At 37.0% G+C, this 25398-nt stretch carries 21 protein-coding genes; 8 read left to right on the top strand and 13 right to left on the bottom strand.

Annotated elements, in window-relative coordinates:
- Positions 1 to 330 precede the first annotated feature (330 nt).
- On the bottom strand, positions 331 to 633 hold the full coding sequence (locus tag FG383_RS16195) for a YunC family protein (protein WP_142608432.1): 303 nt from the start codon (positions 631 to 633) through the stop codon (positions 331 to 333).
- A gap of 120 nt (positions 634 to 753) precedes the next feature.
- On the opposite strand from FG383_RS16195, the gene cax reads away from it, so the two are divergent.
- Both cax and FG383_RS16185 read left to right on the top strand, forming a co-directional pair.
- Positions 754 to 1812, top strand: a complete 1059-nt coding sequence (gene cax, locus FG383_RS16190; protein WP_142608431.1) for a calcium/proton exchanger — start codon at positions 754 to 756, stop codon at positions 1810 to 1812.
- Positions 1813 to 1896: 84 nt separating this feature from the next.
- The gene (locus FG383_RS16185; RefSeq protein ID WP_142608430.1) at positions 1897 to 2835 is read left to right on the top strand and encodes an MBL fold metallo-hydrolase; all 939 of its coding nucleotides are present in this window, start codon (positions 1897 to 1899) and stop codon (positions 2833 to 2835) included.
- 83 nt (positions 2836 to 2918) lie between these two features.
- On the opposite strand, the gene FG383_RS16180 is transcribed toward FG383_RS16185, so the two are convergent.
- Entirely contained in the window at positions 2919 to 3278 is a 360-nt protein-coding gene (locus tag FG383_RS16180) for a collagen-like protein (RefSeq protein WP_142608429.1), read from the bottom strand.
- Between the two features lie 158 nt (positions 3279 to 3436).
- Between FG383_RS16180 and FG383_RS16175 the strand changes: the two genes are divergently transcribed.
- Positions 3437 to 5476, top strand: a complete 2040-nt coding sequence (locus FG383_RS16175) for a Na+/H+ antiporter (RefSeq protein WP_142608428.1) — start codon at positions 3437 to 3439, stop codon at positions 5474 to 5476.
- Positions 5477 to 5518: 42 nt separating this feature from the next.
- Here FG383_RS16175 and FG383_RS16170 read toward each other — a convergent pair whose 3' ends face one another.
- A complete protein-coding gene (locus FG383_RS16170) occupies positions 5519 to 7333 on the bottom strand; it encodes a sulfatase family protein (protein WP_142608427.1) in 1815 nt (604 codons plus the stop codon).
- A 141-nt stretch (positions 7334 to 7474) separates the two neighbouring features.
- Positions 7475 to 9439, bottom strand: a complete 1965-nt coding sequence (locus FG383_RS16165) for a methyl-accepting chemotaxis protein (protein ID WP_142608426.1) — start codon at positions 9437 to 9439, stop codon at positions 7475 to 7477.
- Positions 9440 to 9670: 231 nt separating this feature from the next.
- Here FG383_RS16165 and FG383_RS16160 point away from each other — a divergent pair, with 231 nt between their 5' ends.
- From FG383_RS16160 to FG383_RS16145, 4 genes are all read left to right on the top strand, one after another.
- Positions 9671 to 10768, top strand: a complete 1098-nt coding sequence (locus FG383_RS16160) for a hypothetical protein (RefSeq protein WP_185907979.1) — start codon at positions 9671 to 9673, stop codon at positions 10766 to 10768.
- Between the two features lie 3 nt (positions 10769 to 10771).
- A complete protein-coding gene (locus FG383_RS16155; protein WP_142608425.1) occupies positions 10772 to 11989 on the top strand; it encodes an amidohydrolase family protein in 1218 nt (405 codons plus the stop codon).
- A gap of 153 nt (positions 11990 to 12142) precedes the next feature.
- Positions 12143 to 12937 (top strand): VLRF1 family aeRF1-type release factor, encoded by a 795-nt coding sequence (locus tag FG383_RS16150; RefSeq protein WP_142608424.1) that lies wholly within the window; start codon positions 12143 to 12145, stop codon positions 12935 to 12937.
- Positions 12938 to 13074: 137 nt separating this feature from the next.
- Positions 13075 to 13284, top strand: a complete 210-nt coding sequence (locus tag FG383_RS16145) for an alpha/beta-type small acid-soluble spore protein (protein WP_142608423.1) — start codon at positions 13075 to 13077, stop codon at positions 13282 to 13284.
- Positions 13285 to 13409: 125 nt separating this feature from the next.
- On the opposite strand, the gene FG383_RS16140 is transcribed toward FG383_RS16145, so the two are convergent.
- The 8 genes from FG383_RS16140 to FG383_RS16105 form a co-directional block, all read right to left on the bottom strand.
- Positions 13410 to 13700, bottom strand: a complete 291-nt coding sequence (locus tag FG383_RS16140) for a YxcD family protein (protein WP_142608422.1) — start codon at positions 13698 to 13700, stop codon at positions 13410 to 13412.
- Positions 13688 to 14134: a hypothetical protein gene (locus tag FG383_RS16135; protein ID WP_142608421.1), complete on the bottom strand. Its 447-nt coding sequence runs from the start codon at positions 14132 to 14134 to the stop codon at positions 13688 to 13690. Before FG383_RS16135 ends, FG383_RS16140 begins: the two co-directional genes overlap by 13 nt.
- 967 nt (positions 14135 to 15101) lie before the next feature.
- Positions 15102 to 15866: a 3-hydroxybutyrate dehydrogenase gene (locus FG383_RS16130; protein ID WP_142608420.1), complete on the bottom strand. Its 765-nt coding sequence runs from the start codon at positions 15864 to 15866 to the stop codon at positions 15102 to 15104.
- A gap of 16 nt (positions 15867 to 15882) precedes the next feature.
- Entirely contained in the window at positions 15883 to 16647 is a 765-nt protein-coding gene (locus tag FG383_RS16125; protein ID WP_142608419.1) for an SDR family NAD(P)-dependent oxidoreductase, read from the bottom strand.
- Positions 16647 to 17591, bottom strand: a complete 945-nt coding sequence (locus FG383_RS16120) for a 3-hydroxyacyl-CoA dehydrogenase family protein (protein ID WP_142608418.1) — start codon at positions 17589 to 17591, stop codon at positions 16647 to 16649. The genes FG383_RS16125 and FG383_RS16120 overlap by 1 nt, the downstream gene beginning before the upstream one ends.
- Positions 17592 to 17687: 96 nt before the next feature.
- Entirely contained in the window at positions 17688 to 19010 is a 1323-nt protein-coding gene (locus FG383_RS16115) for a GntP family permease (protein ID WP_142608417.1), read from the bottom strand.
- 31 nt (positions 19011 to 19041) lie between these two features.
- Positions 19042 to 20319 carry a histidinol dehydrogenase gene (gene hisD, locus FG383_RS16110; RefSeq protein ID WP_142608416.1) on the bottom strand — a complete coding sequence of 426 codons (1278 nt, stop codon included), beginning with the start codon at positions 20317 to 20319 and terminating at the stop codon, positions 19042 to 19044.
- 107 nt (positions 20320 to 20426) lie between these two features.
- Positions 20427 to 21413 (bottom strand): LacI family DNA-binding transcriptional regulator, encoded by a 987-nt coding sequence (locus tag FG383_RS16105; protein ID WP_142608415.1) that lies wholly within the window; start codon positions 21411 to 21413, stop codon positions 20427 to 20429.
- Between the two features lie 302 nt (positions 21414 to 21715).
- On the opposite strand from FG383_RS16105, the gene FG383_RS16100 reads away from it, so the two are divergent.
- Positions 21716 to 23857: a sensor domain-containing protein gene (locus FG383_RS16100; RefSeq protein ID WP_185907978.1), complete on the top strand. Its 2142-nt coding sequence runs from the start codon at positions 21716 to 21718 to the stop codon at positions 23855 to 23857.
- A 177-nt stretch (positions 23858 to 24034) separates the two neighbouring features.
- Here FG383_RS16100 and FG383_RS16095 read toward each other — a convergent pair whose 3' ends face one another.
- The gene (locus FG383_RS16095; protein ID WP_142608413.1) at positions 24035 to 24787 is read right to left on the bottom strand and encodes an FAD synthetase family protein; all 753 of its coding nucleotides are present in this window, start codon (positions 24785 to 24787) and stop codon (positions 24035 to 24037) included.
- Between the last annotated feature and the right edge of the window lie 611 nt (positions 24788 to 25398).

Here is a 25398-nt window from a genome sequence, read left to right as displayed (position 1 = left end):
CGTTTTTTACGAGCCGAAGCTGATAAGTAAGCCATTTCCGTTGATTTTCGCTGTAGGCGATGACTCCTGCCGGATGAGTGGGCAAATGAGACATCCCTACGACGCCTAAGCGGCGGGGGTGGCTCATCGCTCACCCGGCGGAAAGTGTTCGACTGCAGCGGAAATCATAGCGGTCACTAGTTGACGCATTACCACGCAGTATTCTTATATTGTACAAACGATCCTTTGTGCGTAGCCCTAGTAAACAAGATACACTTACACTTTTGTTCTAATTCAATGAACACAAAAACGAGCTAGCCATATAAAAATGGTTAGCTCGTTTGTTTTAAATTAAATCATTTTCAAAAGTGCTTCTCTACCGACCATACCTTTGGTGATCCCACGTTCTTCTGCTTCAAAAGTGATGGATTCTAAAGGAGCGTTAAGAAGTTCTTCAATTGTTTTCACGCCTACTGCTCTACCTGCGAGTACTTTCCGATCTTTTAGTTTCTCGTTCAACAGTGCAACATCCAATGCCCCACACATGATATACCCATTATCATTCGATACGACAAGTAAATTCGTTTTTGGCAATGCTACAGAAATCGTTAAAAATATATGCCCTTCAATATTGATAGGTTCCAAATTAATCATCAGATTCCATTCCTCCTTTTCTTCTACTTATAAGTTATGTAAGAGAAGGAAAAAGGGTTTCTTCTTTTCAAATAAGGGAAAGATAAGTTGGAGATGGATTAATTTGAAGAGGTGTTTTTTGTGAATAAACTATTTGCAATTATTGTCTTTGTAGGTGTTCCATTCGTGCTTATAGGGGCATTTTTAAATTGGCCCGAAATGATTATGTTCTTTCTTTGTTGCGTGAGTATTATTGGGCTTTCTGGATACATTGGTAGGGCGACGGAAAGTTTAGCAATCGTAAGTGGGCCTAGGGTTGGAGGATTATTAAACGCAACTTTTGGTAATGCGGTCGAGCTTATCATATCTATATTCACATTAAAAGCTGGGATGGTTGGGATTGTTTTAGCATCGCTAACTGGATCAGTTCTCGGTAACTTGTTGCTTGTACTTGGATTATCGTTTTTTGCTGGAGGTATTAAGTTTAAACGTCAAAAGTTCAGTGTCCATAGTGCAAGATACAATTCAGGATTGCTTATTTTTGCTGTTATTGTGGCATTTGTCATTCCGGAAGTTTTTTCAATGACAATGAATCCGGAGAAAACATTGAGTTTAAGTATTGGAATTGCCATCATATTAATCGCTTTATATCTTGCAGGACTATTTTTCAAACTTGTTACGCATCGAGGTGTATTCTCATCTACTGAAGAACAAGAAAACGACACAGAAAAAGAAATACCAGAATGGACAAAAGGGAAATCGATTTTGATACTTTTATTGGCGACAGTAGTAGTAGCTTTCGTGTCGGAGCAATTAGTGCATACATTTGAAATGCTCGGGTCAACGTTTGGATGGAGCGAGTTGTTTATAGGTGTCATTATTGTAGCAATTGTTGGGAATGCAGCGGAGCATGTTTCCGCTATTACGATGGCTGTCAAAAACAAAATGGAAGTGTCGGTTGAAATTGCGGTTGGTTCTACATTGCAAGTCGCTATGTTTGTAGCACCGATACTTGTGCTTGTTTCTTTATTCATGCCTCAATCGATGGCGCTTGTTTTCACTTGGCCTGAGCTTGTCGCGATGATTACTGCTGCACTTTTAGTTATAAATGTTTCCAATGATGGTGAATCGAACTGGTTTGAAGGGTTGACGCTGTTTGCTGCTTACCTGATTATGGGGATTGGTTTTTATCTTCTTTAATTTTACAGAAAGAAAATGATAAGATAGTAAGTGTATTAACAGAATGTTCGAGAGATAGAAAAAATTTATTGGGGGGAATGTGCAGTGCAACAACCGAAACCAATCCAGTTAAATGAAAGAATCCATTTAATCGATGGGCATGATTTAGGTATGACAGAACGAACTGGGATATATGTCATTCGAGAAGAGGAACTAACAATTGTAGAAACGAGTGCAAGCCCGTCTATCAAGTATGTAAAAGAAGGTTTAAAGGCTTTAGGAATTTCTTTGGATGAAGTGAAATATATAATCGTTACACATATCCATTTAGATCATGCTGGAGGAGCTGGATTATTAGTTCAAGAATGTCCGAACGCAAAAGTAGTGGTACATCCAAAAGGTGCAAGACATTTAGCAGATCCATCTAGACTTATTGCTGGTGCAAAGGCGGTATATGGCGAAAAGTTTGCAGGTTTATTTGAACCAATCCTTCCTATAGATAAAGAGCGTCTGCTTGTGAAAGGGGAAGGGGATATATTGAAAATCGGGCCTAATTGTGTATTGGAATTTTTAGATACACCTGGTCATGCCAACCATCATTTCAGCATTTATGATCCGAATAGTAATGGCATGTTCACGGGAGATACAGTGGGGGTCCGTTATGAACAATTGATACCAGATGGTGTTCAGTTATTTCTACCATCGACTTCTCCAAATCAGTTTGACCCGGACGCGATGCAAAAAGCGATGGATCGTATGCAAGATATGCAGCTCGATGCCATTTACTTTGGGCATTATGGGATGACGAACACACCGGATGAAGTATATCGTCAAGTTTCTAGTTGGTTGGAAGTATACGTAAACGAGGCGAAAATAATTTTCACAGAACAAAAAGGGTACGAAGCACTTGCTGAGCGTTTACTAAGTTTAGTAAGGGAGCATTTAAGAGGGCTAGGTATTTCAGATGATCATGAGGTATATAGCATTTTACAGTTAGATATAGAAGTCAGTGCTATGGGATTAATAGACTATTTATCCAAATAAACTTACAAAAACAGCTGCTACTAAAAATACACACGGTAAGCGTGTATTTTTAGTAGCAGCTGTTTTTGACTACAAATGAACAATTAGACGCACTGAAACGATGTAATCCTATCTAAGTCTGTTCCCCAAGCAATCCATGTATAGCCGGTCCATTTGTATCCAGAAGTGGAGTAATAATCGATGTATGTCGGATGAAACCAAAATGCAGCCCGATTTATAAGCTGTATATAAGTATTTCGGTTTAGGCACCCACTGAATGCACCTGGCTCAACCGCTAAAAGTTCTGTTTTCAGTCGCGGTATAACAGATGGTGGAGGACTATTTGGTGCATTACCTTGTTGTACCCCATAAGATTGCCCTTCTTTTTTGGGGAAATGTGGCTGTCCAAATGGATGACCTGAATTGTTTGGATTATGTGGAGAGGGGAATGAGTGGTTTGTCAAAAATAATACCTCCTTGTATATCATATTCAAACTAGTATATGGATGATGCAAATAGTTAGCACGGCTACTATATTTTAGTGTCAAAATCCCAAGTATTTGTATTTCATTAAAAACAGTTTTACACTTAATTGATAAAACATATAGAAAGGAGATACGTGATGGAATTGTTAATGATTATTCTACTTTTACTAGCCATTATAGGGCTTTCTAATTTTATAAATCATTTTATGCCATACATACCGGTGCCGCTAATTCAAATTGCACTTGGCGTATTACTTGCGGCATTACCGTTAGGAATACATATGCCGATGGAACCGGAACTATTTTTTATCTTATTTATCGCACCATTATTATTTTACGATGGGAAAAATGTTTCAAGACATGACCTTTGGAAATTGAAGAAGCCTATTTTATTATTAGCACTTGGGCTCGTGTTTTTGACGGTTGTTGTCATTGGGTATTTAATCCATTGGCTTATTCCTTCCATTCCAATATCTGCAGCTTTTGCACTCGCTGCGATTTTATCCCCTACAGATGTTGTTGCAGTTGGAGCAATTTCGAGCCGGGTGAAGATGCCAAAGACAATTATGCATATACTTGAAGGTGAGGGGCTAATGAATGATGCCTCAGGATTAGTTGCGTTTAAGTTTGCAGTTGCGGCAACTGTAACAGGTGTATTTTCCCTTGCGGAAGCAACTTGGAGTTTTATATTGATTGCTCTTGGAGGATTTTTGGGAGGGGCATTACTTGCTTATTTCATTATACGACTGAAAATATTTATCCGTCGATTAGGTATGGAAGATGTAACACTTCATATGCTGATTCAATTATTGACACCGTTTATCATTTTTTATATTATCGAGCATTTTCACCTTTCAGGAATTCTATCAGTTGTGTCTGCAGGTATCGTTCATGCGATTTATCGAGATCGGGAGCAGTCACCGAATGTCCAATTGCAAGTTGTTTCGAAAAGTACATGGACGATTCTTATTTATATTTTGAATGGACTTGTATTTGTGCTGTTAGGTTTACAAATACCGAGTGTTTCTCGAGAAATTTTTGCGAGTCCAATGTTCAATAATTTAGAAGTGATTAAGTATATTTTAATCATTACTGCATCACTTTTACTTTTACGTTTTATGTGGATTTTTGCAGGATGGTGGGTAGGATGGTTACTGAAAGCCGATAGACTTCCAAAGCCATCTATGCGATATATTAGCATCACGACCATTTCTGGGGTACGAGGTGCAGTGACACTTGCTGGTGCTTTTACAATCCCTTACTTTTTAGCAAATGGTGATGTGTTCCCTGAGCGTTCCTTAATTATTTTTATCGCAGCGGGAGTCATTTTAGTAACACTTGTTTTAGCAAGTATTTTCCTACCGATAATTGCCAATACGGAAAAAGGAAATACGGAAGAGCTAAAAGAAGAAATGGAAAGAACAGCGATGCTTCGTTCGATGGATGCAGCGATTCGAACAATGCGTGAGCTGACTACAGATGAAAATCGAGGAGCGGCTGTTTCGATTATTTCTCATTACAATCAAATTCGGAATCACTTCATCAATATAAGCGAGGAAGAAATTGCTCGAAAGAAAGCGTTGGAAACGGAAACTCGTTTGAAGGCTTTAGAAGTTGAAATAAGTTATATTGAACAGTTGCAAACAAATGAACAGATTGACCGAGAGTCGCTCTATTTATTAGAAGAGCATATTCACCGAATGCGTGTTGCGGTGACGAATCGTCTGCAATATCGATGGTTATTTATTTGGACAATTGTAAAACGAGGAATTTTGAATATAACAAGTGTTTTCAAGTCAACTAAACATAACTCCTTTAAAGCTCGCTTGGAGAAAAACAAAAAAGTGGCCATGCTTAAAATGGAAATGGCACAAGCAGCAATTTCATATTTGAAAGAAAATATGACACCTGAAAACGAAGGAATTAACGTACTAATTATTGGTGAGTACAATGAAATGATTGTGAAATTTAAGCTAGCACGTAAAGGTGCAGATTCAAGTCGTTACATTCGCCAGCAACGAGAGTTGAGAGATAGAGCCTTTCAAGCGGAGCGAGATGAGATTCAAGGCTTATATGAAACAGGTGAAGTTTCCATGGATATTATGAGGAAAATTCGCCGGCAGATTAATATTAGAGAAGCGTATTGGATGGAAGAAAACAGCGTACAATCTCATTAATAAAAGAACATACCGCCTCATACTTTTGGCGGTATGTTCTTTTTATTTATTTTTACAATTTGGTTGACCTGGTACTAGTCCACTTGTAGGGCGTAGTCTTTTTTGTTTGCATTGTTCCTCTAATAAACTTGTCATGAGTTTTTGGATAAGTTTTGTTTCATCATTATTATTTGTAGGGTCGGATAAATTCTCCGTTTCGAGCGGATCTTTAGTTAGATTATACAATTCATATTGATTGGGAACTGGTTGTGTTTTGGTTGTTACTTGAGAGATGGAAATAGTGTTTTTTTCATCAATTGGAATTTGATCCTTAATCTCTGTTGTTTGATCTTCTACACCTGGATTACTCCAAAACTGTGGATTGTCGAAGTAACGAGTGAATTTCCATTTTTCATCCGTGTTGTTATTCCCTGTTGCAAGGTTAGCAATAACTGTTTCGAGATGATTAGGTTGTGTCACGGATTGATAAGGAAGCCCTGTGAAGCTAACTTGGTTCAACCCTCGTGTTACATCATCATCCGACATAAAGTAGACGGGTTCATGCATTCGCTCGAGATTATCCTTCTTGTATATAAAAGGTGTAAGGTCGCGTCCTACTAGCGGATGAACTTCGGTATGATCTTGACTGAGTTTTTCTGCTATTTTATCCACATTAATATTTGCAAGTCCAAGTAGTGTAGGCAGAATATCCACATGACTTGTCAACATGTTCGCAGTTCTGCGTCCTGAAAATAACTTAGGACTGTGCATAAGAAAAGGTACATGAATCGTTTCTTCATAGGCGTTATACCATTTTTGGAACAATCCTCCGTGTGCTCCTAATAAATCGCCGTGATCAGAAGTGAAAATAACGATTGTATTTTCATAAAACTTTGATTGTGTTAAAGCATGAAAAACTTTGGATATTTCATTATCTACTTGTTTTTGCAATGAAAAATAAAGTTGTCGATAAAATAAAATATCCCTTGTAGGCTGAAAGGTTTTTGGATAAGTTTCTTTATAGCTTTCTTGCGCAATTGGTTTGGTAAGTAGTGACTCATTTGCGGTAGGGGCAGGTGGAATGAATGGGACAGATGGATCTACTTCAAAGTTAAATAGTGGTGAAAGCTTCGTTAGCTCTCCGTATAAAGCAATATCATGTGGATTTATAAATGAAGAGACGATTAACCATGGTTTTGCGCTTGTATTTGCATTGTTTTTTTCGAGAGAGGCTATGAGATTAATTACCTCTCTTGCGTATACTTCATCCCGTCCTTTTGTGCCAATTTCAGCGGAAGATCCAGAATTTCTCGGATTTGTCCCATGTGGTTCAGGTCCTAGCCAACCGGAAAAACCAAATTCATCTAGCCGATTTGCTTCCAAATATAGCTTTTCTTTTTGAGTATTTGGAACACCAGTTGCGGGATTATAACTTGGCATTGCATTTTGAGTACCGGGTATCAATATATCTTGATGGGAGGCATGCCATTTTCCTTTCCAAAATGTATCATAACCGGCTGTGCGAAAATAATCACCGATGGTAGGGACACTATTAGGATCAAGCCAAAATATATCTGGTTCAGGGTTATTAGCAGCACCTCCCGTTGTTTTTGTCACACCGTGTAGAGATGGATATTGCCCTGTATATAATGTTGTTCTACTTGGAGAGCAGGCAGTACTTCCGATATAGTGATTGAGAAATTCTAAGCCATTATTTCGCAATAATTCTTGCGTCTTCAAATTTTCTTTGCGCCATTTTTTTAATTCTTCGTTTTCATAAACGGTCGGAAAGCGTTGTTCGTCTACAAGGAATATTAAAATATTCGGTTGTTTTTTGTGGGAATTTTTATCTAATTGATTTGAATCGTCATTTTTCATATTTTATCACCTCCTAAAAAGACGGTTTCTATATTTTACGTTGTAATTTCATAATTGTTTGGGAGTTTCTTTGCTAAATTTGAAAAGTAAAAAGGACGATTACCGCGGCATTAGTTTCCGGGTAACCATCCTTTACGTCTATTAATATTTAAATCGTGAAATTAGCTCCTTTAAATCCTCCGCCATATTAGAAAGAGATTGAGCAGATGCAGTGATTTCTTCCATGGAAGCTAATTGCTCTTCCGCCGAAGCCGCTACTTCTTCGGAAGTTGCCGCGTTACTTTGGGCAATCATCGCTACTTCGTTTGTTGTTGCAGTCGTTTCTTGAACAGACGCGGCCACCTGTTCTGCGGTTGCAGAAACTTCCTCCATTTGAGGTGTAATTTCTTTCATACTCTGAATAATTGTATTAAATTTTTCAATCGTATCGTTCGATATTTGTACACCTGTTTGTACATCATTTTTAACGAGTGCCATAATTTGAACGGAACTGTCCGTATCTTCTTGAATACGTGTCACAATCTCTTGAATTTCCTTTACAGATTGCTGTGATTGTTCTGCCAGTTTTCTAACTTCATCTGCAACTACTGCAAATCCTTTTCCGTGTTCACCAGCTCTTGCTGCTTCAATTGCTGCGTTCAAAGCTAGAAGATTCGTTTGTTCCGCAATTCCTGTTATTACTTCCAATATGGATCGAACTTCTTTCGAGCGTTTAGATAGTGAATTAATTTTCTCGTTGGACTCATTGACAGAATTATGTATGGACTCCATTTGAACAACCGTTTTTGTTACTGCTTGCCCCCCGATTTCCGCTTGTATGGTTGCTTGTTGGGATAGCTCAGTTACTTTGGAAGAATAATCCGCAATTTGCGTAATACCAATCGAAATTTCCGCTAGTGATTGAGCACTCGTATCTACACCAACTGTTTGTTGTTCTGCACTTCTCGCCACTTCCTGAATGGATGTCGCAACCATCTCTGTAGCGGCGCTAGTTTGTTCAGCACTTGCAGATAACTGTTGCGAAGAAGCAGCTACTAAATCAGCATTTTCATCTACGCTTCGAATTAAGTTTATAAGACTAGATTGCATATCATGGAATGCTTTACCTAAAGCTCCAATCTCGTCCTTGGATGTGACAGTAATCTGTTCCGTTAAGTCGCCACGACTAATGGTAATTGCTTTTTCTTTTAAATAATTAATCGGACGGATAACGGAACGAACGATGAAGACTACAGCTACTAAACCTATGATAATAGAGATAATAATAACGATGATTGTCATATTGAGAATTGGAGCAGCTGCAGCATTAACATCTGAATAATAAAAGTTTCCAGCTATTTTCCAACCAGTTAAATCGTTAGTTGTAAGGCTCATTACTTTCAGATCATCATCTAGGCCATATTTAATGCTACCTGATTCTTTTTCATATAATTCTGCGTACTCACTATCTATTGTACTTCCTATCTCTTCGGTAGGGTGGTAGATAAATTTATTGGTACTATCTAAGATGACTACATATCCAGAACTTCCTATTTGCAATTGCTTTGCTAGTTTTTGTATAAATGTCAAATCGAGATCAACAGCAACAACCCCTGAACCATCTGCTAAAGTTTGAGAGACTGTCACTACTATTTTGTTTGTGCTAGCAGAAATATAAGGCTGTGAAATGGTTGCTTCTCCTTTTTTCCCCATAGCATCTTTATACCAATCTCGCTGCCTTGGATCATAGTCAGAAGGCATTGTTACATCAGGACTTTGTATAAATAAACCAGTTTCGGTTCCTACATAAACAGTTTCTACTTCAGGATGTAATGCTTTATACTGTGAAAATTGATTTTTCAATCCTAAGTTATCTTCTTGCTTCCAATTTACGCTTTGTGATAACACATCCATGTCATGTACTTTCGTTTGTACTAAGTTATCCACAGAACTATTTAATAGATTTAAATTTTCTTCTACACCACCTAGTAATTCTTTCTCAACAGAGTCTTTAGCGGTTACAAAAGACAGTATTCCAATTACAACTGCTGGGATTATTAGTATAAGTAAGAAGGAGGTATAAAGTTTGAATTTCAAATTTATACCTTTTGTTAGCCTTTTTTTCATGTGAAATCTCCTCGTATTCATCGCAAAAACATATTTGTAATGAAATTATAAAATATTTTGTTAATTTATAAGATAAATGTACTAAGAATTATCTTCTAATTCTTTATCGACCGGACATAAAGTTTGTTGAGAAAAAATTATTATTTTGTTGCTAAGAGGATTTTTAACCGAGACAAACACACATATTTCTAATCAGACATAAAGTATAAAAAGTGTGAGGAGGTTGTTCGGGTGGAGGGGAATAAAGAACCAAGCTTCAAGTTGAAAGGTGCACGTTCGAAATGGTATCCAGTTGAGGTCATCGGAATTTTGTTAGTAGTTGCTTCGCTATTAATCCTATTATTCAGTCCTAATTCACTTTCTGATTTTTTTAATACGATTATTGCTGAAGTAAAACCTATCGTAGTCGATGTTTTTTTAACGAGTGAAATAGGAATTGCAATTATTATTAGTGTAATTTTCGGACGCATAATTGAGCGTTTAGGCTTTACAGACGGTTTAATCCGAATTTTTGTTCCAATTATGAAATGGCTTAAAATAAACCCTTCCGTTATTGTGCCAAGCGTTTACAACATTCTTGGTGATATTAACGCGGCAGGAAAAATTTCAGGACCTGTTCTTGTAAAGGCAAAAGCTACAAAAGCGGAACAAAAAATTGCTGTTGCAACGATGATACAATCCCCACAATCCTTTGCCACGTTAGTGTTAGGCCTTATTGCACTCTCAGTGTTCAACATTAATGCATTTCCGCTAATAATATTATCTATTTTTCTTCCAATCGTTGTTGTCCCGTGGATATTGTCCGTTACCATTTACCGTGATACCAAGAAGGTTGATTTAGAAAGTCTACCGAGATTTACACCAAAAACAAAGTTTCTAGAAACGATTTTTTCCTCTGCAAAAGAAGGCGCAGAGCTATTATTTTTAATCATCATCCCTGCGGTAGCGGCTGTATTTTTTGCTATCGGAGCACTTAGATTCTTGGGAGCTTGGGACGTAATTGAGTCAAGCTTATCAAGTATTTTAACATTTTTAAGTATTGAGCCAGGAACGGGCATTGTATCGATTCTTGCTTCACCTACACTTGCTGTTGCTCAACTTGCAGAATTATCCGCCTCAGTTGACCCACGATTAGTAGTAGGTTCTTTTGTTTTAGCAAATTCAGGTTTACCGTTATCCGTGATTTTCGGTCAAATTCCTGCAACATGGGCGGAAGTATCGGGGTTGAATGAAAGAGAAGCTTTATTAGCATCGATTATCGGGCTAATTATTAGAATTGCGACCGCATGTTTACTTGCGTATTTTTTAACACCATTTTTGGTAGGATAAATAATGAGTATTTATATGATTCGTGCTAAAAAAATCGTAACTGTAAGTCAAAGTGGAACTATTGAAGATGGTGCTATGGTAATCGAAAATGAAAAAATATTAGATGTAGGAACATGGGAAAATCTTAGTAAACAATATCCCTCTATACAAGTTATCGAGTATGCAGATTATGTAGTAACGCCTTCTTTAGTTGACTGTCACACGCATTTACTTGAATTTGCTCCAACTTCGCTTTATCCAGTTACTCCAGAAACTCATTTTATAGCAGGAAAAGCAATTCTTTTTCACGCTTTATCGTCTGGAATTACGGCACTTGGAGAACAAATTTGCGGTCATCCACTTGGTGATTTTCGGGTAGAGGATTACCGAAAAGCAATACATGGAATTCCACTAAACGTTTCCTTTGCAACAACTAGTATATCCATTGGCTTCGAAAAAATAGCTCATTTTACTTCAATAACTCAGTCGACAGCAGTCCGTAAAAAGGATTTAATTGATCCGTTCTTAGTAAAGCAAATTGCAAAAGAAAGTGATTATCCGGGTGAAAATATATTTATCAATGCGACCCCAGCAAACTTCACTATTAATGAGGTGCCAAAAGCAGGGGAAATAATTTACTCAGTTGAAGAAATGAAAGGAATCGTAGATATTTACCATCAGTTAGGAAAGAAAATTGGCGCTCATGTCGCTGGTAAAGAAGGAATAGCAATGGCACTTGCAGCAGGTGTTGATGTTTTGCATCATGCACATGGCATTACCGATGAGCAAATAGAAAGAGCTTCCAATCTAGGTGTGCAAATTGTTGCTACACCAATAGGTGGTACACATTTAACGCCAAATTCACCCGAAGAAGTACTAAAATTTGTAAATGAAAACATAGCTCTTTCTATTTCTACAGATGCTTATTTACCACCATATCCAGGAGTGGCATGGTTACCATATGCAGATCAATTATTAAAAGGACCAGACCAATTAATGCTAATTGCCAATCCGTCCATGCAGCTTTTGAAGCAAAACAATTACGATGAAAATACAATTTTGGCATTGCTTACTAATAATCCGGCGATTATATTAGGCAAAGAAAATCAATTTGGTCGTTTAGAAAAAGGACTGGATGCAAACTTCTTAGTCGCAGAAGGTATTCCAGGGTTGGAAATAACGGAAATGGAGAAAATAAAAAAAGTTTATTATCGAGGTAAAACAGTAATAGCACGACATTAAAATGAATAGATTAAAAAGTCAGCCAAATACGGTTTGGTTGATTTTTTTGTTTTAAAAAAATTCAATCCAAAACATAACACTTCGATTGTGGATTATCTACTCACTCGAGGGAAATGCTAAGTGTGTATTAAAAAAAAGGAGGTTATAGGATAAATGACGATAAATAAAGAACTTCAAACGTTAAAAGCATATAGCTGTACAGATCGTTGTGTGCTGAGTGTTTACTTAAACACCAATCCTGCAGACCCAGATACGCTAAAAGGTGCATGGAAAATTCATTTAAAAAGCGGCCTGAAACGAATTGGTGAATATTTAGAAGCATCAGAAGATAAGCAAGAAATCAAAGCATTTGAGCAAATAAAGAAAAAAATAATTAATGAAATAGAAGAAAATGCACATGATTTGCGTAAAGGAATTGTTATTTTTGCGTCTGCAAACGAAGATTTATGGTCCGTTCATTATGTGCAAGTACCCGTAAAAACAAACTTTTACTGGGAAAATCATCCGATGACAGAACAATTGGAGTATATGTATAAAGCATATCCAGAAGCGGGAATTATCATGCCAAGTTTCGGAGAAGTCCGTATATTGGATACTGCTATGGGATTAGTTAGAGACGATTTAACGTTTAAATATGATCCCATTTCAGAAACGTGGGGAGAAAAGAAAAAAGTTGATGCAAAAGGTAGGCGTACAGTTGCAGAAAGTAAAAGTGCAGTTCTAGATCCTCGATATAAAGTGAACGCTTCAAGTTTCTTTAAAGGAATGAATACAACCATCGAACAATTAAAGAAAAAACGAGGTTGGCGAGAATTTCATGTAGCTGGGGAAGCAGAGATGGCGAATGCCTTCGCAGATAGCCTAAGGGATTTGCCAGCAAGCTGCATCCACAAAAATTTAAATAACAGTAAATCGATCGAAGTAATTCATCAAATTTTCGAGAAGTAATAGTAAAAGATGGAGCCAAGTAGTTATGCTACTTGGCTCCATCTTTGTAAAATGATTATTTACATAATTCACCTTTTGTTTTTTTTGCATAAATGAGCCGTATCCGCACAATCTAACTTCACAAGGAGGTGAACAACATGGCTAACAACAACTCGAATCAACTTCTAGTACCAGGAGTACAACAAGCACTTGATCAAATGAAATATGAAATTGCACAAGAATTTGGTGTGAATCTTGGTGGAGATTCTACAGCGCGTGCTAACGGTTCCGTTGGCGGAGAAATTACTAAGCGTCTAGTAGCTCAAGCCCAAGCGCAAATGAGCGGATATCAAAATAACCAACAATAACAAATTAGACCGGTGGCGAAATTGCCACCGGTTTTTAACTGCTTAAAGAAATGATAAAAATTTAGAAATGTGGATAATTTCCTTGTACGTCTAGACTCCTACACAATGCTCCTGTGCTGATGGTCTTAATGTACGGAAGCGATTATACCTTCCTCATCATCTAAGATTAATTCGATTCCTGTTGAGTTTGGATCAAGATTTAAAAATTCCTTTATTGAAATCCGTAGTGCTTCTATTAAATTTAACGTATTTAGAAGCTGCTGTTGTCCATTTACAAACGCCTCTGCAGTAAATCCAGAATCGTCATCATACATAAGCTCAACTTCAACTTCTTCTGGTTTCACATGTTTTTGGCGGGCAATATATACGCAAACAGCGTTAATGATGTTTTGTTCTGGAATTATTAATTTCTCCATGAGGTAGCATCCTCTTTTTTCTTCTCTTTGAACATGCGGAAGATTTTACGAATAACTACTACAATTAAAATAATCGCTGCAGCGTTTATTGCAAAACCTAAAATTGATCCAAGCATACCCATATTGGCAAACATAGTACCAAACAATAATCCAGCAAGTCCACCTATAAATAGACCTTTCATCAGGCCGCCAGATGTAAATCCACCTTTTTTGTTTGTGTTCGTATTGGATTTGCTCGTTGCGGTTGTAGAATCTTCTTTCTTCTTTTCAATATTGGAATTGTTGTTCGTAGTGTTGTTATTTGTATTGAAACTTTTTTTACCCGATTTATATTTTTTTGCTTCGGCTGTGATTGTATTGTCGTTAAATACAAAGTTTCCGACGGATGTAAATACAAGGGTTGCTGTTAATAAAAATATGACTAATTTTTTCAACTAATGTAACCTCCAATATAATAAATAAGTGACACTTCCGTATAAGCATACAGTTTAACTCTATACTATTTACGGGCCAATGAAAAGAAAGTTTCACTTTTTCGTGCTTGAGGAAATTATAAAAATCTAGACATTTGGATAATTTTTTTCAAGTAATAATAAGGTATGCCATTCTTTATATTGTGCGTGATATAGAAATACTGCGTAGCTGGGATTTTCGCTGCAGGGCGGACGATTTCCGCGGGGTGAGCGATGAACCACCCCCGCCGCTTGGGCGTACGCATAAGCGGCGGCTCATTAGCCCACTCATCCGGCAGAAGTCGCCGCCCTTCCGCTCCAATCAATAGGAATTTCTTGCTAATTTTACGTCTACTGTTATCAGAGCTTTAAATTGATCAGATTCACTACGCGATATTAATTAAAGCTAATTAGAAAATGCTTTCTCCAAATTAGTAGAGCATTTACTTAGGATAAAGTTCGTTTCATACAACCATTTATTGGTATGGCACCTCGTATTCATTGTCGTCTCACTCCAAGTAAACTTGTTATTTTAAGAATTGGTTGCTTTCGCTAGCACTTTGGTNCGCGTTCAAAGGGAATATTGTCTCGTTCTACCATTTGTTTTTCATATTAGATTCTGATAAGTTAGTCTTTACCATAGATTTTCGCTACAGGCGGCGACTCCTGGTGAGGCCAACAGAATGTTGATCACGAAGGAGTTACCACACGATGTGGCGCTCTTAGCCTTTGTTCATCTGTGGGCAAATGAGACATCTCAGGCGTTCGCCTTGCAGCGAAAATCCCAGCGAACACTTTATTCAACTTACTACGTCGCAGTATCCCTAAATAGGGATAAACCTTATATTGTTAAGAGAATGCTATCTACATACCATACATTTTCTAATTTCCTAAAGCGCGAAAAAAAGTGCCCTTGAAGTTAATCACTTCAAGAGCACTCTCCCAAAATTTATTGCGCTGTATAACCACCATCTAAAATGATTGCTTGCCCAGTCATTCCTTTTGCCGAATCACTAGCAATATATAAAGCTAAATCTGTAATTTCACTAACATCTAGTAACCTCTTTTGCGGAACAAGTGGATATAATACTTCTTCCAATACTTGCTCTACTTCGATATTACGAGTTTTCGCTAAGTCAGCAAATTGGTTTCGTACAAGCGCTGTGTCCACATAGCCTGGGCAGATTGCGTTTACTGTAATACCATCTGCAGCTGATTCAAGTGCCGCTACTTTTGTTAATCCAATAACACCATGTTTTGCCGAGTTATACGCCGCTTTTCCTGCAAATCCGATGACTCCATTAATCGATGCCATATTGATGATTCGTCCAAAGCCTTGTTTTTTCATATGAGGTAATGCATGTTTGATCGCGATAAAAGGAGCTGTCAGCATAATTTTCACGAGTAACTCAAACTTTTCAGTTGGAAAATCCTCAATCATTGATACATGTTGCATTCCAGCATTATTTACTAGGAAATCGATACGTCCATAATTCTCAACTGTAAATTGAATCGCCTTTTCTATGTCCGCTTCTTTCGTAACGTCACAAACGATTCCTTTTGCATTGCCGCTCAATTTACTTACTGCCTCATCGATTGCATCTTGCGATAAATCAGAAATGACTACATTTGCACCTGCATCTGCAAATGCTTTAGCAATATCAAATCCGATACCACGTGCAGCTCCTGTTATAAATAAAACTTTTCCTTCCATTACATTACCCCCTAGATTAAATTGTAGTCCATCCACCGTCTACTTTTAAAGTTTCGCCTGTTACAAAATTAGCGAGATTGGAAGCTAAATATAGTACTGCTCCCGAAACGTCTTGTGGTTGGGATAGCCCTTCTAATAGAATACGACTTTCTACATCTTGTTTGAATGCTTCGTCTTCGAACATCTTTTCCGTAAACTCTGTTTCCACAAATGTTGGTGCTACTGCATTCACTCTAATACCTAGCTTCGCCCATTCAACAGCTAAAGCTTTCGTCATTTGCACGAGTCCACCTTTACTAGAACAATACGCCGCTCGTTTAAAATAGCCAACGAATGCCATTTGAGAAGCTATATTAATAATTTTACCACTTTTTTGGGCAAGCATATATTTTGCTGCCGCTTGACTAGCAAAAAAAGCTGATTTTAAATTTAAATCGAGAACTGTGTCCCAATCCTCTTCCGTTACTTCCATTGCAGGCTTTGCAATATTCACACCGGCATTATTCACGAGTACATCCACAGTTCCAAATTCGCTTGCTGCTTGATCGATTAAATCTTTCACAACTGCAATATCACTCATATCCCCTTGGACAGCAATACATTTTTTATTTAATGTATGCAATTCACCGAGTGCCTCATTCAAAGCTGTTTCACTTCGTCCGGAAATAACGACATTTGCGTTTAATTTAGCAAAAGTGAGTGCAATATCTTTTCCAATACCTTTACTTCCGCCGGTTACAATCACTGTTTTATTTGCTAGTTCAGAGAAAAAAGGTTGCATTATTTTCCCTCATTTCTCTGCAGGTCATTTTTTAAGAAATGAATAAGCGTTTGCTCACGCTCTGCATTTTTCTGCTCTGAAAAGTCAGCGTCCCAAGCATAAAAGCCTTCCCCATTTTTATCCCCAAACTTATTGTCTTCCACTAGTTTCGTAAGTACTGTACCCGACTTCTGATCCGTACTTAAATCTTCAAATAAATAATTGGAGATCGCTGAAAATACATCAAGTCCTCCCATATCGGCAGTCATTAATGGTCCTGTCACAGGTAAACGGCGCCCAATACTATACGTGACTGCTGCATCAATATCTTCTTTTGTTGCTACACCTGCATCGAGTAAGGACTGTGCTTCACGGAACAAAGCGTATTGTAAGCGGTTACCGATGAAACCTGGAATCTCTTTGTTTAGTAATATCGGTTGTTTATTCATATCTTTCATCACTTGCATTGCGCGTTCTACTGTTTGATCATCCGTTTGTTCCCCTTTTACGACTTCTACTAATGGGATTAAATGTCCTGGATTCCAAAAATGAGTTACAACAAAGCGATTTGGATATTGCATCTCTTCCGCTAGTAAGCTTGGTCTAAAGCCCGAAGTATTACTTGCGATAACAACTTCTTCACTTATCATACTTTCGATTTTTTTATACATTTCTTTTTTCATATCCAAAACTTCTGGAATTACTTCAATGATAAACGTCGAATTTGCAATTGTTTCTTCTAATGATGTGGATAATGTGATTTTCTCTCTTATTTCTTTCGCTGTTTCTTCATTGAACACATCATTATCTGTCATTACTTTTAATTTACTATTTAAGCCTTTGTCGGCATTTTCCAAATCCTTTTCATTAATGCCATACACCTTTACTGCTAGTCCTGCCCAAGCAGCCGATAATGCAATCGAATGCCCCATAGTTCCACAACCAATAATTGATACGTTTTCCATATAATCCACGTCCCCTTCATGTTTGTATGTATAACGAAATATACCCAACAAACTTATTATAAATCAGTTTGTTGGGCATGTGTTTACTTCTATTTCTTAAATTCCAAAACCGAATGAGAATAATATAACAGCTAAAATAACACCTAATATCGGCACTACTACTGTTAATGCCCCAAATGCAGGATATGCATCTTTATGTGTTTCTCCACAAATCGATCGGATAGTTGTAACAACATAACCACCCTGTGGCAGTGAATCCAGTGACCCTGAAGAAATCGCAACCGAACGGTGCAACGCCTCAGCGTTAACTCCCAAGTCTAAATAATGAGGTGCTAAAAGTGGCAATGCAATTGCTTGTCCACCTGAAGAAGATCCAGTAAGACCGGCAATAACTGCTACTGCAAGTGCTCCACCAATAAGCGGACTTCCTGGAATATCCGTCATAAAGCCAACTGCTGATGTAAATGCAGGTGTTGCTTTTACAACTCCACCGAAGCCAACTACTGCTGCTGTATTCGCAATGGCAACAATTGCACCCATTGCACCGTCTCCAACAGCTTTTCCAAAGTTGTGGAAATACTTTCTATTAATCAAGTAAGTTGCTAAAATACCACCAGTTAAAGCAATGATTAAAGCAGAAGTTCCTAATGAATTATGGAAGAAAAATGAAATAACTAAAACTACAAGTAAAGGAACCATACTTAGTAATGGATCCGGCAATTCAGAACGTGTAACCGCTTCTACATCCGTATCTCTACTAACAAATCGCTCGCCTTTTGACATTGCTTTGGAAATCATTTTTTTCAGCCACCAATATCCAAAAGCCATCATAAATACAGCAACGATAAAACTTACTTCCCAACCAGCATATGGAGTTGTCCCTAAAAATTCAATTGGAATCCAGTTTTGAATTTCAGGAGAACCTGCTGAAGTCATCGTAAATGTTGTGGAACCGAAACCAAGTGCCGCTGGTATAAAGCGTCTTGGCAGATCCGCTTGTTTAAACAAACTTAAAGCCATTGGATAAACAGAGAACGCAACAACGAACAAGCTTACCCCACCATACGTTAATACAGCACAGGCAATAACAACAGCTAATGCCGCACGTTTCATACCAATTTTACTAACAATCCATTGCGAAACACTATCTGCTGCTCCACTATCTTCCATTACTTTACCGAAAATCGCACCCGTTAAGAACATTAAATACCAAGATGCGATAAATCCAGTAAATCCTGTCATATAGTTCGTTAAAAAGTTTGCCGCTCCTTCTTCTGCAAGCTGCGGGAAAATTGGCAAACCATTAAAAATCCCAACAACCAAAGCCATCAGTGGTGCTGCGATGAGAAGGTTCATCCCTCTCATCGTTAAATAAATCAGCAGCGCAAGGCCACCAAATAACCCAATCATACCTAACATAAATTTCCCCCCAGTAACCCTCTATAATGAATTATTTATTTCCGTATCTTCTCACGCGAAGTAATGCTTGCTCAGCATGTCCTGCAAAGTTTTCTAATTGACATAAACGAGCTGCATATTCCCCAATGTAAGCACTAGCTTCAGGTGTCACTTTTTGATACGTTACTGTTTTGATGAACTTACCTACCCATAGTCCACCAGTGTAGCGGGCAGCACCTTTTGTTGGCAATGTGTGGTTCGTTCCAATTACTTTATCTCCGTAAGCAACATTTGTTTCTGGTCCTAAGAATAGGCAACCATAGTTCGTCATATTTTCAAGGAAGTAATTTGGATCTTCCGTTAAAATTTCCACATGTTCAAAAGCAAGACGATCTGCTTCAATACGAGCTTCTTCAATAGAATCTACTAATAGAATTTGTCCGTAATCTTCCCATGAAACGCGAGCAACATCTGCAGTTGGCAGTGTTTCTAATTGACGTTCAATTTCTTTCACTGTTTCTTCTGCTAACTTCTCAGAAGTTGTAATAAGTGCACCTGGTGATGTTGGTCCGTGCTCGCCTTGTCCAAGAAGGTCTGTTGCAATCATTTCTGCATCTGCAGTATGGTCTGCAACTACTAATGTTTCTGTAGGACCAGCAAATAAATCGATTCCTACACGGCCGTATAGTTGACGTTTAGCTTCTGCAACAAATGCATTACCAGGTCCAACGATCATATCTACTGATTCGATTGTTTCTGTACCGATAGCCATTGCAGCCATCGCTTGAATTCCACCTAATAGGTAAATTTCATCTGCTCCAGCTAAAGACATAGCTGCGATTGTTGCGTGTGGAATTTCTCCATTAATTGGAGGAGTACAAGCGATTACACGTTTAACACCTGCCACTTTTGCTGTTAAAACACTCATATGTGCAGAAGCTACCATTGGATATCGACCGCCTGGAATATAACAACCTACACTGTTTACTGGAATATTTTTATGACCTAAAATTACACCTGGAATATTTTCTACTTCAACGTCATGCATAGAAGCTAATTGTGCTTCTGCAAATTCACGAATATTTTTTTGAGCAAATTTAATATCTTCAATTACTTCCGCAGGAACTTTGGAAACGATATCATTAATTTGAGATTCAGTTAATCGGAATGATTCAGGTGACCACTTGTCGAATTTCTCAGATAATTCTCGAACTGCTAAGTCTCCTCTTGTTTCTACATCTTTTAAAGCTTCTGATACTATTTGAGAAACCTTTAAATCATTCGCACTTACTTCTTCTTGTGATTTACCTGCTTTTAAAACTTTTACCATTATATATTCCTCCCTTTAATTGTAAACGCATACATTTCATTTTGCATACGTATGCAAAATACCTTCACAAGAAGAATATTCTAAATTTAAGTACAAGTCAATAAAAATTATGTAGTTTTTCGCACAATTAACTCTCCATTTACCTCCACATTTTCAGTATATCCAGAGAATTCAACGATTTCAGCCATTAAATAATTTACTGTTTGTTCAACCATTTTTGTAATTGGTTGCTCCCAAGTAGTTAGATTATATGTTGGCCATGAAGCCATTTCAATATTGTCGAATCCTACTACTTTTGTTTCGGCTGGAATCATAATGGAATTTTCTCTTAGAGCATCTACAACACCAAGTGCCATAATATCATTTGCCACAAAAATTCCATCTGGTATTTTCTTTTCTGCAATAATCTTTTGCGTAGTTTTATAGCCACCTTCATATGTATAATCAGAAGTATACTTGTGAAATGGCATATTATTCTTTTCAATTATAGAGGTAAATCCTTTCTCTCTATCTCTACTTGTAGATGTATTTGCATTTCCTGCAATATATGCTACATCAGAACAACCCTTTTCAATTAAATACTCCGCAATTTTTTCACTAGCATCCAAGTTATTACAACAAACCGAATAAAACTGTTCGTTGTCAATTTTACGATTAAATAGGACGAGTGGAACTTGGCTCTCCTTAAAGTCTTCTGTTACATTCAAAGATAGTGAGGCATCCGTAATAATTACTCCAGCAACATTATAATTCCTCAACATGTCGATATCTTCTTTTTGTATTTCATCATTGTTTGTAGATACAAACAAAATGCTATAACCAAGTTTTTTAAACGTTGCTGTAAATTCCTTTAATACTTGTGGATAGAAAGGGTTTTGAATCCCTTTCATCACTAACCCTATAATTTTTGTGCGGTTCGTAATAAGGCTTCTTGCAAATTCATTGGGTCTATACCCCAACTCCTTCGCTGCTACTATAACTTTCTCACGAGTTTTTTTTGAAACCGACGCCCCCTCAAAATAAACCCTCGATACCGACGATTGCGAAACACCCGCAAGCTTCGCAACATCCTTTGCTGTAACATTATTCTTCACAACACCCACTACCTTTTCAATTATGCTATTAAGACTATACTATGTATCCTCCATTCTGAAAACAGCTAAATTAACTTAATTTTCAGAATTTAATATATTAAACTAAAACATGCAAAAAATAGTATATATATTAGTTTGTTCTATTTACTGTATTTATGTGACGCATTACAATATTATTAAGATATCAACATTTCCCGTCAATATTCAATTTTCCATACAAATAAATAGATTCAAATACCTAAAAATGAATAACATTAGACAGATTCAAAGTTACTATGAAACTGAAAGGAAGGAAGGAAGAAATGGTACATAATGATGTTGGTAACTTTTTTTATCAATCTTTATTTGAATTTAATCCGGATATTGTTTATTTTGTTAATTCATTGGGAAGTTTAGAAAAAATGAACGATGTTTTTTTCCAAAAACTTGGATTCACTTATAATTACGAAATAAACACAATTGACTTATTGCTCCCTGCAAATTACATCCAGCTGTACAAAGAAGCATTCCATAAAGTACTTTCAGGCATCCCCCAAAATATAAATATCAAGTTCATACATAAAATGGGACGTATAATGGACATCCATTTAACGATGATGCCCGCCTATATAGATGGAACGATACAAGGGGCTTTCGGAATTGCAAAAGATATAACAGATCATATGGAGGCAGTAAAGTTAAATACTTATTTAGCAAATTATGATTCCTTAACTGGATTACCAAATAGAAGACTATTTCAAGAAAAGCTCGAACAAGCAATTATTGTAGCAAATACGTTAAATCAAAAAGTAGCAGTTATGTATTTAGACTTAGATCGGTTCAAATATATTAACGACACACTCGGTCATACCCTTGGGGATAAATTACTCATACAAATTGCAAATAGACTAAAATTCAGCCTAGGTGATAACGCTGTTCTAGCTCGATTAGGAGGAGACGAATTCGGTGTTCTATTAACAAATTTTTATACACAACAAGCAAAAGAGCGATCACTAAATATTATTGAATCGTTGGATAAGCCATTTCTTGTGGAAAATTATAATTTATTTGTTACAACTAGCATCGGAATAAGTATTTATCCACATGATGGAACAGATTCACTTACATTAATGAAGAATGCCGATTCGGCTTTATATAAAGCGAAGGAATTAGGAAAAAATAATTTTCAAGTATATTCCTCTTCTTTAAATGCCCAAACGTACAAGATCTTTACCTTAGAGTCCAGTCTTCGACATGCAATTGAACTGAACCAATTAGAATTGTATTATCAACCAAAAGTCTGTCCGAACACCTATGAAATTGTTGGTGCTGAGGCACTCATTCGTTGGAATCATCCAGAATGGGGTATTGTATCTCCTGATGAATTTATACCTTTAGCCGAAGAGACGGGACTTGATATTGAAATAGGAAACTGGGTAAAAAGGACTACTTGCATACAAAATAAGCAATGGCAAGATGCTAATTTACCGAAAATAGCCGTTTCCATTAATCTTTCAGCGAATCGCTTTTTAGAACAAAGCTTAATAACTAATGTGGTGAATGTTTTAGAAGAGACAAAATTGGAATCCAAATACTTAGAAATAGAGATTACGGAAACCTCTCTATTGGAGAATGAAAAAATTGTATTTTCTGTTCTAGAAGGACTGAAAGGTTTAGGAGTTAAAGTAGCGTTAGATGATTTTGGCACAGGTTACTCTTCCCTTTCTTCCTTAAAACGATTCAAAGGACTAATAGAAATCCTTAAAATTGACCGAACATTTATAAATGATTTAACACCGCTTGATACGGCTGATTCTAACTTTATCGCGAAAATGATTATTCAATTATCCCAACAATTGCGCATGGCTGTAGTTGCAGAAGGTGTGGAAACTACTGACCAACTGGAAGTGTTAAACAATTATAACTGCGATTCCATTCAAGGGTATTTATTCTCTAAACCGGTACCGGCATCAGACTTTGAAAAACTATTGCGTAAAGGTAAATTGATGCCAGAGGAAATGAAGAGAGTAGAAGAGAAATTTACAGACCACGGAAAAGATTTCAAAATAATATTAGAAAATCCTTTAAATGCGACGATGACTCTAACACAAATTCGTGGTAATAAAGTGGAACTAGGTACAATCGATATTCTAATTGAAGAAATTTGCACTAAAAGATTGCAATTTTTATCAGATATTAAGTTAGCAGTCAATCATGCAATCATTTTAGAGTTAAAAACAAAGATTCTAAGTCAGATTGTAAAGTTTGTTGGTACCATTATTTCGATAAAGGAACCTAAATCTAACGTGTATCAGTATGTATTAGAATATAAGATAGAGGAAAGTGCGTTATCTACCTTAACTTCTACACTTGATAATTTCAGTGCTCTTCTTAAAGAAAATTCACTCGTTACTGAATGTAGTTTTGTACAAGATGACCGATATGCATTTTTTAATACAGATTGATATAAAAATCATATGTCTTCCTAAAAAAGATACAATATTTTTGAAGGAATTTTTGAGTAGCAAGGAAGTGACTGCTCCACTTCCTTGCTACTCTTTTTCGGTAATCATGTGGCGGATGTTTGTCCATCCCCCGTTTAACAAACTAATCTTAACTTTAGTAGTGGCGTCCACAGGCAGCTAAAATCTCCCTATTGACCTAACCCACTCTATTTTAATAGATGGACTCCAATGATTAAAATCGTGTGTAAACTTTGCTTCTTTTTCATTTAACACTTGCGCACTACATGAAATTATTTCGTTTTTATAATGTAGTTTCACTTCGTATACTCCAGGAGCTCGTAATGAATAAAATGGTAATAATCCATTTTGGGGGCACCAACTTACTGAATAAAATTTCCCTAACAACTTTCGGAGTATGGTAATATTCCCTTTGGCTAAAGCATGACGAATACGTGTGGAACTAATTTTCTCCCCACCATATTCCATTAGTTCTACGATAGATACTTGGAAATGTCCTTCTCCTTGTTTTACTAATGAATGTGTATTTCCAATACCTCGCGCGCCATAGTGAAAATCCCCTCCACATACAATATGCATAGCATTTAATCCTATCAAAAAGCTTTGTACGAAATCAGCAGATGGTAGGCTTGCGATGTCACGATCAAAGTGAACTAATAACAATGTATTAATACCAAGCTCCGTAAGTACCGCTTGCTTATCTTCCAGTGGCATTAAATACTGAAACGAATTTGGTAGATCTGCTACTATCGCTTTGGGATGAGGAAAAAAGCTCATTACCGCTACCTGAACTTCATTAATTCTAGCTATACGTTTAGCCTCATTAATGACGGATAAGTGGCCTTTATGCAAACCATCAAAAAAGCCAATTACAAGTACTTGCTGTTGAAATTGATTTTGCCATTGAGACATAGTTTAGTAAAACTGTAAATGAAAACCCTTTCAATGTCAATTAATAACTTTATTGATTTTTCTATTAATACAGTTTTTTCAGATTCCTTACTAATTATAAATCTTACGTGCTAATGGACGTTTCATACGATGGAAAGAGGTACTTGTGCATTCGGAATACTGGGGTCAGAAACTGTCGGGGAAGGAAGATATAAGAATATTTATGAATAAACAATGGTTCACTTATGTAATACTTTTATTTTGCGTCATTGCTTGGGGTAGCAATTTCGTATTCGGTTCAAACCTGGAACCTTTCGTCGCAATGATTTTCGTTCTTCTCATATTAGGAATAAGTATTCAACCATTACAATTGGTTAGCGCCTTTGTGATTGTTATCGGTGTTTCGATATCACTTCGCACAAAGTCAGACAGCAAACTTTAAAAGACTACTTGTAAGGATAATGCGTCGTAGTGCGATGAATGAAGTGTTCGCTGGGATTTTCGCTGCAGGGCAATCAAGTAAACCTGCTATTTTAAGAATTGGTTGCTTTCACCGGCATTTTGGTTGCTCTAACACTGATTTGATTGCTTTCGGAATAGAATTAGTTGCTTTCAACGACCGATTGGTTGCC

The organism is Psychrobacillus soli (assembly GCF_006861775.1).
Taxonomy (GTDB): Bacteria; Bacillota; Bacilli; order Bacillales_A; family Planococcaceae; genus Psychrobacillus; species Psychrobacillus soli.
Note: the sequence above shows the minus strand (reverse complement) of the source record. Positions and strands in the feature narration are given on the sequence as shown.